The organism is Halomonas sp. GT (assembly GCF_002082565.1).
GTDB lineage: Bacteria > Pseudomonadota > Gammaproteobacteria > Pseudomonadales > Halomonadaceae > Vreelandella.
This window is the reverse complement of the sequence record NZ_CP020562.1, coordinates 1,984,359-1,996,062: the sequence shown is the minus strand read 5'-3', so window position 1 is coordinate 1,996,062 and position 11,704 is coordinate 1,984,359. Positions and strand designations below refer to the sequence as shown.

Below are 11,704 nucleotides of genomic sequence, written 5' to 3'. Positions count from 1 at the left end.
TCAACGGGTGTAAACGTCAATTTTAACGCCGGAGTTAAGAAGCCAGAAGCTGCCGTTGGCGCACAAAATGGTCAAACTCAGTAAAGCCGCCTATGTGCTGTTGATCAACAAACACTTGGGGAACCGTATGAATAGGCTTGCCAGCCGTTTTTGCAATATCTTCCTTGGTAACGCCCTCTGAAGGCATATCCACGTAGCGGTAGCCTTCTATCTTTCCGTTACTCTCTAAATGTTCAGCTAGATGCTTTGCGCGTACGCAGAAAGGGCATGACATGCGGCCAAAAATTACCACAAACATCGTAGAAACTCCTTTAGGATAAAGGTCTATTAAAAATGAGTGGCCTATTGTGGCGTAGCTCATTGAGTTTGGCCAATAGCGCTACACTACACGTTTCATTAAGCCGTGTTATAGGCGAATGTTTAATAATCGGAAGAACGTATGCGAACCTTAACTGCTCAAGAATACGAACGCTTAGCTGAATTAGCGCTGGATTATCGAGATGTGCATCTGCGTTCAATGAAGCAGGCGAGTCATTATAACCCTCATCTGGGTATTGATGCGCTGTGCTTCCAGCCTTGGGTAGAGGAGCATGCGTCGCTACTGGTCGGTGCGTTAATAACACCTTGTGCAATGTGGTTAGTTGCTGTGCCACGTCAGGATCAGCATGATCCACTGAGGAGTGTATTGCGTCTCAACCTTCCTTCTGGTCACTATTCGCTTTCATATGAACAGTTGCCCAACGGTAGTGAGCTTTATAAGCGCGTCATTCTGGAGGATTTAAGTGACCTGGAAAGTATGCAGGAAGCTGCGCGATTAGCTCAGCGCATGATGATGCAGCTAATGGTGACTGATAAAGCTTCTTCACAGGTTGGTTAGGCAGAAACATCTACCTCTATCTACACTGTTTTTTGACATTTTTACTCTGAATAATCTCAGCAAAAGGAACGTTTATGTCCTCTGAAAAAGCTGTTACTCCCCGTGTTGCTGTCGTCACTGGCACCAGCAGCGGTATTGGTGAAGCGGTGGTGAAGCATTTCTGTGAACAGGGTTTTCAAGTGTTAGCAGTTGACTTTAACCCTGCTGGAAAAGAAGTGGCTGATGCGGCTGGCGCAGCGTTTTATCAAGGGGATTTAACCGACCCCGACGCGTGCCGTGGGGCGATTGCTGACGCGGTTAAACGCTTCGGTGGCGTCGATATTTTGGTTAATAATGCGGGTATACAGCACGTCGCTTCCATTGAGACGTTCCCTGAAGATAAGTGGCGTCAAATTATTGATCTAATGCTGACAGCACCTTTTTTGCTTACCCAAGCAGCATGGCCACATATGCGTCAAAAAGGCTGGGGACGTGTGATTAATATTGCGTCTGTTCATGCGCAGGTGGCTTCGCCAGGCAAAGCCGCTTATATCAGTGCTAAGCACGGCATGATCGGGCTGACGAAAACTGCTGCTTTAGAAGGTGGCGAGCAGGGAATTACCGCTAATACTATTTGCCCCGCCTATGTGAAAACACCGCTTGTAGATAATCAGATCGCCGACCAAGCCAAACTACATGGGATGGATGAGCAAGAGGTGATTGAGAAAATCATGCTGAAAAATGCAGCGGTTAAGCGCTTGATCGAACCTTCTGAGGTTGCTCAACTAGTTGCTTACTTAGCTTCCGATGCAGCTGGCGCTGTCACGGGGGCCAGTTGGAACATTGATCTAGGATGGACTGCCCAATAATATTGAGCTAAGGGCCACTCTTTGCGTCATTGTTGCGCAAAGAGTGGAGGATTACCGGCGTACCGGGCGCTTCTGTAATTTACGTTGTAATGTTCGCCGGTGCATGCCGAGTGCCCTAGCCGTGGCTGAAATGTTGCCATCATGCTCTTGCAACACTTTTTGAATGTGCTCCCACGTTATACGGTTGATGGAGGGGGGATTGTCGGCTAGCTCAATATTTGGATCGCCATCCTGATGATCGAAAGCTGCAATAACATCGTCAGCATCTGCTGGTTTGCATAGGTAGTTAACGGCGCCAAGCTTGATGGCTTCTACCGCTGTTGCGATGCTGGAATATCCCGTTAGTACCACAATGCGGCAATTCGGTGCGCTTGCCAGCATGTCGGGCAGTAGCTTAAGTCCGGAACTATGTTCAAGTTTAAGATCGAGTGTTGCCATCGTTGGCATGAACTGGGTGATCAGTGTCATTGCTTGATCAGCATCGTGGGCAACTTGCACCTCAAAACCACGACGTGTAAGCGCTCTGCTCAACACGTGACAAAACATTTCATCATCGTCGACGATTAAAAGGCGTTGGTCTTGCGTCTGCATGATGTCCTCGATTTTCTGGCGAATGCTCTGCGTCGCTGTTACTTATCAGGGGCGGAACAAAGAGGCAGCGTCACTTCCGTTAACGTACCGCCTTCAGGATGATTGTACAGGCTTACTCCACCACCGAAACGATTAATGGTGGCATGGGTTAAAAACAGTCCGATCCCCATGCCTTTGCTTTTGGTAGAAATAAACGTGTCGCCTAGCTGGTCAGCAATCGACATAGCGATACCGGGTCCATGGTCGCGTATATCGATAACCACACTTTCATCTTGCCAATCCAATCGAATAGCAATTTGCTCTGGGTTAGCGTCGGCGGCATTATTCAGCAAATTGGTCAGCGCTTGATCTAATGTGGCATCAACGGCCAACCAAGGGCGGCCTCGTCTCTCGGCAACATCAAAAAAATGGCTAACATCTGGCCTGATAACGAGCCAGCGTTGCACAACTGCGGCTAACCATAGTTCAGCGTCGAGTACTTCAGGTTCTGCCATGCGTCGACGGTCAGCCGTCGTAACTAGGTGTTGTAAGCGCGATTTACACACGTCTACCTGCTGACGAAGAATGGCTAAATCTTGTTGCAAGGGGGAGTCATTCGGTGCGTCCTGGTACATTTCATTTAGCAGCACGGCCATCGTTGATAGCGGCGTACCAAGCTCATGGGCCGTGCCAGCGGCCTGGGTAGCAACTGCTAACACCTGTTCATTGCGCAGCGCCGCCTCTCGAGTGCGAGATAGTGCTTTATCTCGATTACGCAGGGCGTGGGCCATTTTGTAGATAAAAAACGTGACCAGACCGGCTGAGAGACCGAAATTAAGCCACATACCCAATACGTGAAGGCTCAGTGGGCCGTCGCTGTTAATGTGGCCCAGCTGAGGTATCGGGTGATAAAAAAACATCAGGTAGGTGTAACCTGCCATTGAACAAGCGGCGATGATCCAGGCATGCCGCCAGGGGAGAGTTGCGGCGGCGATAGTGACAGGCACTAAATAGTAGGTAATAAAGGGGTTTGTTGAACCACCAGAAAAATAAAATAGCAGCGTTAAGCCTGCAATATCGGCCAGTAAGTGGGCAAGATATTCGAAATGATTAACCGCTTTGGGTCTTCCTAAACGCCACCATGTGGCGATATTTAGAACCCCCATGGCAATCACAACACTGACGACTGCGGTCACGGGTAAATCGAAAGCGAGCAGCTCAATGCCAACGATAATGGCCAGTAAAAAACCAGTCCAGGTAATGCCTCTAACGATCGTTAATCGAACGAGGTTACGGTTTGGCGTCGAAAGCGGGAGAGGCAGGGCGGTAGGCATAGCGTGCTTATTTGCTCGATGCTTTCACATTGTGAATAACATATTTTATAAATAACGTCATAACGAACGTTAGCCATCCCGCCGAGGCAAGCAAGTTGAATAGCAGCATTTTAGGAGGTAGCCAGGCACTGCCCAGCACAGCCTCTAACATGATATGGAAAAACATGGCGAGCAAGAGTGGCAGTGCTAGCGTATGAATCCACATGTCAGTGCGGCGCTTACGCACATGGTAGCGTTTCAACAGGTAACGCATTGGGCGGTGCGCCCAACCGAATAGCACGAGTGCACCAACAACGAATAGGACAGCTAGCGTCGGTTCGGTACTCCCAAAATACATTGAAAAGGATATCGACCAGGCAAGACCAAGCCATAGTAATCCTTCAATACTGGCGATAATGTCCGCATAGCGACGCACATTCTGCATAAAAAACTGAGTCCTTGATCTTACGAAGTGACGCCATGATACGACACTTGAGAACGGCTGTGGGATGGATAGGGGAGATTTATCCGTTACCTGGATTGGGTATACTGTTCTGACCCTTTGACTTAATCCATTTCTGCACAGGACTTGCCGTGGACGCTATTACGTTGATTCGCCCCGATGATTGGCATCTTCACTTACGTGATGATGAGGCGCTAAGCGCTGTGGTAGGTCATACCGCCGCCCAAATGGGGCGTGCGATTATAATGCCTAATCTAAAGCCGCCGGTAACCACTACCGCTCAAGCACAAGCGTATCGGCAGAGGATTTTAGCAGCGTTGCCCGAAGGGAGTGCTTTTGAACCTTTGATGACGCTCTATTTAACAGACACGACACCCCCTGAAGAAATTGAGCGCGCTGCTGAAAGTGGTGTCGTAAAAGCCGTGAAGCTTTATCCCGCGGGCGCTACCACTAACTCTGCATCAGGTGTCACCGACATTGCGCATTGCGATGACACTATTGCGATGCTAGCAAACGTTGGTATGCCGCTGTTGGTGCATGGTGAAGTGACCGATCATGAAATTGATATTTTTGATCGAGAGGCGGTGTTTATTGAGCAGGTTATGAAACCACTTTTGGCTAGACATCCTAATCTTAAGGTAGTGTTTGAGCATATTACGACCCAGCAGGCTGCAGAGTTTGTCGCAACTGCACCTGATAACATTGCCGCTACGATTACGGCCCACCACCTGCTGTTTAATCGCAACAAAATGCTGGCGGGTGGTATTCGTCCGCATTATTACTGCTTGCCCATACTAAAGCGTGAGCAGCATCGCCAAGCGTTGTTAAAAGCAGCGACCAGTGGTAGTCCTAAATTCTTTTTGGGCACCGATAGTGCACCTCATGCCCAAGGCGATAAAGAGTCCAGCTGCGGCTGCGCAGGGGCATATACAGCGCCTGCTGCCATTGAACTCTATGCAGCAGCATTTGAGGAAATGGATGCCTTGGACAAGCTAGAAGCGTTTGCCAGCCTAAACGGACCGCGTTTTTATGGATTACCAACTAATGCTGATAGCGTGACATTGGAGCGTCGTTCCTGGAGTCTGCCAGCACATTATCCCTATACAGCTGGTCAGCATATTATCCCGTTGATGGCAGGTGAGAGCTTGGCATGGAAGCTGAAAGCGTAGCTCGAATAGTTGTATCGCTGATAAAAAAAACGGAGCCGACTGGCTCCGTTTTTATGACGCTTTAAGCGCTATTTGCTAACGTCTATTTCTTGGTCTTACCAAGCTCGATCAGCATCTGATCTACCATCCGTGATGAATGGTCAGCCGCGATGTCTAAAAATTGCTCGAATGACAGGTGGTTGTCTCCACTGCCAGGTATATCAGAAAGCGCGCGAATGACGACAAATGGGCAGTCATAGAGATGACATGTTTGTGCAATAGCGGCGCCTTCCATTTCAACGGCTAGCATAGTAGGAAACTGTTCACGGGTAGTCGCGACACGAACAGGGTCGGCCATAAAGGCATCGCCTGTGGCGATGAGCCCCTCACGTACATTGACTTCACCTAATGCTGCAATAGCATTGCGGGCGATATCACGAAGTTGTTTGTCTGCTTGGTAGGCTGCTGGCATTCCAGGTACCTGACCAATCTCATAGCCAAAGACCACTGCATCAACATCATGATGGCGAACTTCATCCGAAATAATCACATCACCAATAGTAAGATCAGTCGCGAAGCCGCCTGCGGAACCGGTATTAATGATTGCATCAGGCTGGTGCCGTTCAAGTAGAATCGCTGTGCCTACCGCCGCGTTGACTTTGCCTATCCCCGACTGCAGCACAATAATTTCCAATCCGTAACGTGTGCCCGTATAAAAAACGAAGCCAGCATGCTCGTAGCGTTGAGCGCCTTCTAGCTGTCCTGCCAGTATAACCACTTCCTGCGCCATCGCGCCGATGATTCCAATACGTTGCACTCGTGTTTACTCCCTAAAAAATCGTTAACTGCAGTGGTGTGTGTAACACTACTGCTCTAAGCCTTTGTCGTGCCGTTCAGCGGCTTCTAGCGTGTTTTCAAGTAGTGTGGCAACGGTCATCGGCCCAACGCCGCCAGGCACGGGTGTAATGAAACTGGCGCGCTCTGCCGCAGCTTTGAAATCAACGTCACCAGTGAGCGTGCCGTCTTCTTGGCGATTAATGCCAACATCAATCACGATGGCGCCCGGCTTGATCCACTCCCCTTTGACAATGCCGGGTTTGCCGACAGCCACAACAACCAAGTCAGCGCGGCGCACGTGTGACTCAAGCTGTAGAGTGAAGCGGTGGCATACCGTTGTGGTACAGCCTGCTAACATAAGCTCCAAAGCCATTGGGCGACCGACAATGTTGGACGCGCCGACTACAGTGGCATCTAAACCCCGCACGGCAATGCCGCTATGGGCAAGCATAGTCATAATACCTTTAGGTGTGCAGGGCCTAAGCGAGGGCATACGTTGCGCTAGGCGACCAATGTTATATGGGTGAAAGCCGTCGACGTCCTTATCTGGGCGAATGCGCTCAAGAATAGGGCGAGAGTCTAAATGCTTTGGCAATGGTAGCTGAACAAGAATGCCGTCAACCGTTGCATCGTCATTTAGCTGATCGACCAGCGCTTCAAGTTCATGCTGCTGCGTATCAGCAGGTAGCGCATGTTGAAAAGAGAGGATGCCTGCCTGCTCACAGGCGCGGTGTTTGTTGCTGACATAAACATGGGAGGCTGGGTCTTCCCCGACCACAACAACAGCTAGTCCAGGTGCCCGCGCGCCAGCTTGCTGGCGCGCGCTGATTTTCTCGGCAACTTGCTGGCGGACATTAGCGGCGATGGCCTTGCCATCGATAAGTTGGGCGGTCATGTATTAGGATCCCTGTGAAGGTTAGAAACGAAGCTGAGTGACTATGTCTAGGCCGTGATGTTTAAAGTAGGGTGGTTCGGTGCGTGAGCATCGTACCTGAACCTTTGTACTTGAACACCGATACGTAAAACCCCGCTATCTATAACTCAGCACCTGGAATTCGGGGCTGAGCGCAGGAGGTCACTGGCTTTCGAGAAGGGCTGATTTTCGCATGCTAGGGCGACAAGGCAAAGCTTCTAACGAATCAATCACTTTAGGTGTTGACTTTAAACTCAGAAATAGTAATATATGCCTCGCTTGAGACGGGACATGCAGCAGCGTCTAAGGTAAGAAATCGGGATGTAGCGCAGTCTGGTAGCGCGCCTGCTTTGGGAGCAGGATGTCGGGGGTTCGAATCCCTCCATCCCGACCACATACCTAGCGCGGAAGGTGGTAACTTGCTTTTCCGAACATTGGTTGTGGTCAAGTGCTCATCAGTATTCAGTCTCTTAGAATGCTTTATGTGCGCCCATAGCTCAACCGGATAGAGCAACGGCCTTCTAAGCCGTAGGTTGCGGGTTCGAGTCCTGCTGGGCGTGCCATTAAAAGCCTTTTAATGGACACATTCGGTAAGGCATGTAAATCAGTACTTCATCAATGGTGGATGTAGCTCAGTGGTAGAGCCCCGGATTGTGGCTCCGGTGGTCGTGGGTTCGATCCCCATCATCCACCCCATTTGATGACACGTATTAATTATATGCAATTACAGTTTTAGGTTGTGGTGGATGTAGCTCAGTGGTAGAGCCCCGGATTGTGGCTCCGGTGGTCGTGGGTTCGATCCCCATCATCCACCCCATTAACCTTGATGTTATCTTCAAAAAGTTCCTTTCTTTTTTTACCTTCCTTAGTTGTTAATTATTCTATTTGAAACCAAGCTGACCTACGTTCGGCTTTTTTGCGTTTTTGGTCGCTCGTGTTTTAAACGTCTTTCATCTTATTGGCTATGCAATGCCTTTTCTAGGTTTTGCCTATGGTTCAATTCCCATCAGAAAAATTACTCACTTTCTGAAATTCTTGTGAATTTTTCCTAGGTTTCTTATCGCGATTTCATCGTAATAGGTGTGTACGCTCACGCTTGATAAACCGTTTTAAAAGGTCTTTAGTGAGAAGCGCTAGTGCATTTTGATGGTATTAGCGATCCAGATAGTGAAGTCTCCTATATTATTTTTTAATTCGATATTTATCACTAATTATTATCCTTAAAACAGTTTTTTAAGCTATGTTAATGCTGTTTGGTTAGTGATATTTTTTAGCGAGTTACTGGTTGAAAACAATCATCTGAGCTGTAGTCAGTATTTTCTTTTAGGGAGCGCAACACAATGGCACGTCAAACGGTGGTGTTAGGGGCAGGTATGGTCGGTGTCAGCATTGCATGGCACCTGCAGCAGCGTGGTCATCAAGTAACACTGGTTGATCGCCGCCAACCTGGTCGTGAAACCTCTTTCGGCAATGCCGGTATTATCCAGCGCGAAGCGGTTCGTCCTTATGCTTTTCCGCGGGATATGAAAACCATCCTGAGCGTGCTGCCAAATAAGCGTGTTGATATTCGTTATCGGCCTGCAGGCATGATTAATGCTGCTTCACCGTTGTTGAGCTACTGGCATAACTCTTCCAGCAGACACTATAAAAAAATAGTGCCTGAGTATGCGTCATTGATACAGCTCTGCTTGAAGACTCACGGCCCGATGATTGAAGCGGCAAATGCTGAGCATTTGGTTCGCCGGGAAGGCTGGTTGGAAATTTATCGCACGCCTGAAGAGCTAGATAAACGCGTAAAAGAAGCGCAAGACGCCCGTGATAATTTTGGTGTTCAGTTTGACGTTTTGGGCCGTGATGCACTGGTGGCCAAAGAGCCCGATTTAGGTAGCGATATTATTGGTGCTATTCACTGGCTTGACCCTTGGACAGTTGCTGATCCAGGTGGGCTGGTTGCCGCTTATGCAGATGCTTTTGTCCAGCAAGGTGGGCGTATTTTGCAAACAGATATTCAGGGTGTGAAGCAGCAAGGAGAGCGCTGGCAGGTTGATACAGCTGCTGAGTGCCTAGAAGCAGATAATGTTGCCGTTGCACTGGGGCCATGGGCAGGTAGCTGGCTGAAAGGCTTAGGCTATCATTTCCCGACGTTTGTTAAGCGTGGTTATCACATGCACTACGCCACACAGCCTTCTAAAAAGCTACATTACTGGTTAATGGATGCAGAGGTTGGTTACTTGCTTGCCCCCATGAATGCAGGCGTTCGGTTGACCACCGGGGCTGAGCTTGACCGACTTGAGTCGCCAGCAGATGAGCAACAGTTGGCTGCTGCAGAAAAGGTTGCGCGCACGATCTTCCCCCTTGGTGAGCGTCGCGACGCCTCTGCTTGGAAAGGTGCGCGGCCATGTTTGCCTGATATGAAGCCTGTTATAGGGCCGGCTCCCAAACATCGTGGTTTGTGGTTAGCTTTTGGACATGGCCATCAAGGATTTACCCTAGGTCCTGCTACCGGGCAATTACTGGCGGATATGATAGAAGGTAAGCCGACTGAGATTGATATGGCGCCTTTTAGGGCTGACCGTTTCTAAAGCAGTGAGTGGTTGTCTAGGTGTTTAATGGGAGAGGCGCTTGGTAGTAAAGCATGATGTTTGCTATCTTGGTAAAACATGTCTCAATCGTGAGGTGAAAGATGGATGTTGCCGTAAGCAACGCAGTGAGCACCGCACTCTATATGAATCAAGCGCAATCTGCTGAACAAGCCCAGATGCAGATTTTTAAGCAGTCTCTTGATATGCAGGCACAGCAAGTATCTGAAGTGCTTGCCTCTGCTAACATGGGCGCCCAGCCAGACCTTGCTCAAGAGGGCAGCGTGGGCACGCAAGTTAATACTTACGCCTAGCCAAACAAAAATCAGCACGAGTATAGCGCCGACAAGTTCGGCGCTTTTTTAAGATTTCCTCTAACTATTTTTCTAGTGGTTGCCGTCGCTTTTCTTTTTTACGACGCTAGTGGTTACCTTCATGATCCCCCTTTGCTATCCATGGTATGCCGCAACGGCCTAGTTGCGTTACCATATATCCATGTAAACGCCGATATTTAAGGCGCCACCCCAGTCATAACGTTGTACCTTTTTTAGAGAACTCCATGTCTGACGCCAAATTAGCGCGCGAAGCAGAACTACGCCGTACGTTTGCGATTATTTCGCACCCCGACGCTGGTAAAACCACCATTACCGAAAAAATGCTGTTATTCGGAAATGCTATTCAGTTAGCAGGCTCTGTTAAGAGCAAGCGTAATGATCGCCATGCCACATCAGACTGGATGAAGATGGAGCAAGAGCGCGGGATATCGGTCACGACGTCTGTGATGCAGTTCCCTTATGGTGGGCGTATCGTGAACTTGCTGGATACGCCAGGGCACGAAGACTTTTCCGAAGATACTTACCGTACGTTAACTGCGGTGGATTCTGCGTTAATGGTAATTGATGGCGCGAAAGGCGTTGAGGATCGAACCATCAAACTGATGGAAGTCTGTCGTTTGCGCACGACACCCATTTTAACGTTCATCAACAAGATGGACCGCGATATCCGCGACCCCATCGAAGTCATGGATGAGGTAGAGACCGTACTAAACATCCAGTGTGCGCCGATGACATGGCCGATTGGCATGGGGCGGCACTTTAAGGGCGTGTATCACCTCTATAATGATGTCATTCATCTGTATACCCAGGGGCAAGGCAGCCGTATTCCAGACGACAAGCGTATAGAGGGCTTAGATAACCCAGAAGTTGACGCTGTACTGGGCGAAGAGCAGGCGGAAGAGTTACGCATGGAAGTTGAGTTGGTTCGCGGTGCTTCCCATGAGTTTGATCTTGATGCCTATCGCCGTGGTGAGCTGTCGCCCGTGTACTTTGGTACCGCAATGGGTAACTTTGGCGTACGAGAAATGATGGATGGGTTTGTTGAGTACGCGCCACCACCCCAGCCTCGCGAGACAGATATCCGCGAAGTAACCGCCCAAGATGATCGCTTTACTGGGTTCGTTTTTAAAATTCAGGCGAATATGGATCCGAACCATCGTGACCGTATTGCCTTTTTGCGTGTCTGTTCCGGTAAGTACGAAAAGAATATGAAGATGCGCCACGTGCGGATAGGCAAGGATGTGAAAATTGCCGATGCCCTAACGTTTATGGCGTCAGACCGTTCTCAGGTAGAGGAAGCCTGGCCAGGCGATATTATTGGCCTGCACAATCACGGCACGATTCAGATTGGTGATACTTTCACCGTTGGTGAAGATATGCGTTTTACCGGCATTCCTCACTTTGCGCCAGAGTTGTTCAAGCGTGTTCGTTTAAAAGATCCGTTAAAAATGAAAGCGCTGCAAAAAGGGCTCCAGCAGCTCTCTGAAGAGGGCGCTACGCAGGTCTTTATGCCGATGGATAACAACGACCTGATTCTTGGTGCTGTCGGTACGCTGCAGTTTGACGTTGTTGCCCACCGCTTAAAGGAGGAATACAAAGTTGACTGTCTATATGAAGGGGTCAATGTACAAACCGCACGCTGGGTCTATTGCGAAGACGCTAAGATGTTGGAAGAGTTTAAGCGTAAAGCGAGTTCCAACCTTGCTATCGATGGTGGCGGCTACCTGACCTATATCGCACCAACGCGGGTCAACCTGCAGATGACCCAAGAGCGTTGGCCGGATATTCGCTTCCAGCCCACTCGTGAGCACTGATCGAGCC

At 49.4% G+C, this 11,704-nt stretch carries 12 protein-coding genes and 4 tRNA genes; 10 read left to right on the top strand and 6 right to left on the bottom strand.

The window, feature by feature from the left end:
* Positions 1 to 34: 34 nt before the first annotated feature.
* Positions 35 to 298 (bottom strand): GrxA family glutaredoxin, encoded by a 264-nt coding sequence (locus B6A39_RS09355; protein ID WP_083004465.1) that lies wholly within the window; start codon positions 296 to 298, stop codon positions 35 to 37.
* Between the two features lie 141 nt (positions 299 to 439).
* Between B6A39_RS09355 and hybE the strand changes: the two genes are divergently transcribed.
* Entirely contained in the window at positions 440 to 877 is a 438-nt protein-coding gene (gene hybE / locus B6A39_RS09350) for a [NiFe]-hydrogenase assembly chaperone HybE (RefSeq protein ID WP_083004462.1), read from the top strand.
* 74 nt (positions 878 to 951) lie between these two features.
* On the top strand, positions 952 to 1,725 hold the full coding sequence (locus B6A39_RS09345; protein WP_083004458.1) for a 3-hydroxybutyrate dehydrogenase: 774 nt from the start codon (positions 952 to 954) through the stop codon (positions 1,723 to 1,725).
* A gap of 51 nt (positions 1,726 to 1,776) precedes the next feature.
* Here the strand turns inward: B6A39_RS09345 and B6A39_RS09340 are convergent, their stop codons facing one another.
* Genes B6A39_RS09340 through B6A39_RS09330 form a run of 3 tightly spaced genes read right to left on the bottom strand, consistent with a single transcriptional unit; the run spans position 1,777 to position 4,053 of the window.
* The gene (locus B6A39_RS09340) at positions 1,777 to 2,316 is read right to left on the bottom strand and encodes a response regulator transcription factor (RefSeq protein WP_083004453.1); all 540 of its coding nucleotides are present in this window, start codon (positions 2,314 to 2,316) and stop codon (positions 1,777 to 1,779) included.
* Positions 2,317 to 2,354: 38 nt separating this feature from the next.
* Positions 2,355 to 3,629 (bottom strand): ATP-binding protein, encoded by a 1,275-nt coding sequence (locus tag B6A39_RS09335; RefSeq protein WP_083004449.1) that lies wholly within the window; start codon positions 3,627 to 3,629, stop codon positions 2,355 to 2,357.
* Positions 3,630 to 3,636: 7 nt separating this feature from the next.
* Positions 3,637 to 4,053, bottom strand: coding sequence for a hypothetical protein (locus B6A39_RS09330; RefSeq protein WP_083004445.1), 417 nt, complete (start codon positions 4,051 to 4,053; stop codon positions 3,637 to 3,639).
* A 149-nt stretch (positions 4,054 to 4,202) separates the two neighbouring features.
* Here B6A39_RS09330 and pyrC point away from each other — a divergent pair, with 149 nt between their 5' ends.
* Entirely contained in the window at positions 4,203 to 5,240 is a 1,038-nt protein-coding gene (gene pyrC / locus B6A39_RS09325) for a dihydroorotase (RefSeq protein WP_083004441.1), read from the top strand.
* An 82-nt stretch (positions 5,241 to 5,322) separates the two neighbouring features.
* Here pyrC and mtnN read toward each other — a convergent pair whose 3' ends face one another.
* Entirely contained in the window at positions 5,323 to 6,036 is a 714-nt protein-coding gene (gene mtnN / locus B6A39_RS09320) for a 5'-methylthioadenosine/S-adenosylhomocysteine nucleosidase (RefSeq protein ID WP_083004438.1), read from the bottom strand.
* A gap of 48 nt (positions 6,037 to 6,084) precedes the next feature.
* Positions 6,085 to 6,951, bottom strand: coding sequence for a bifunctional methylenetetrahydrofolate dehydrogenase/methenyltetrahydrofolate cyclohydrolase FolD (gene folD, locus B6A39_RS09315; RefSeq protein WP_083004434.1), 867 nt, complete (start codon positions 6,949 to 6,951; stop codon positions 6,085 to 6,087).
* Positions 6,952 to 7,286: 335 nt separating this feature from the next.
* Between folD and B6A39_RS09310 the strand changes: the two genes are divergently transcribed.
* The 7 genes from B6A39_RS09310 (at position 7,287) to B6A39_RS09280 (ending at position 11,697) form a co-directional block, all read left to right on the top strand.
* Positions 7,287 to 7,363: transfer RNA gene (locus B6A39_RS09310), tRNA-Pro, on the top strand.
* Between the two features lie 92 nt (positions 7,364 to 7,455).
* A tRNA-Arg gene (locus B6A39_RS09305) sits at positions 7,456 to 7,532 on the top strand.
* Positions 7,533 to 7,590: 58 nt separating this feature from the next.
* Positions 7,591 to 7,665: transfer RNA gene (locus tag B6A39_RS09300), tRNA-His, on the top strand.
* 46 nt (positions 7,666 to 7,711) lie between these two features.
* Positions 7,712 to 7,786: transfer RNA gene (locus B6A39_RS09295), tRNA-His, on the top strand.
* A 523-nt stretch (positions 7,787 to 8,309) separates the two neighbouring features.
* On the top strand, positions 8,310 to 9,551 hold the full coding sequence (locus tag B6A39_RS09290; RefSeq protein ID WP_083004429.1) for an NAD(P)/FAD-dependent oxidoreductase: 1,242 nt from the start codon (positions 8,310 to 8,312) through the stop codon (positions 9,549 to 9,551).
* 101 nt (positions 9,552 to 9,652) lie between these two features.
* Entirely contained in the window at positions 9,653 to 9,862 is a 210-nt protein-coding gene (locus tag B6A39_RS09285) for a putative motility protein (protein ID WP_030072901.1), read from the top strand.
* A gap of 245 nt (positions 9,863 to 10,107) precedes the next feature.
* On the top strand, positions 10,108 to 11,697 hold the full coding sequence (locus B6A39_RS09280; RefSeq protein WP_038484380.1) for a peptide chain release factor 3: 1,590 nt from the start codon (positions 10,108 to 10,110) through the stop codon (positions 11,695 to 11,697).
* The last annotated feature ends 7 nt before the right edge of the window (positions 11,698 to 11,704 follow it).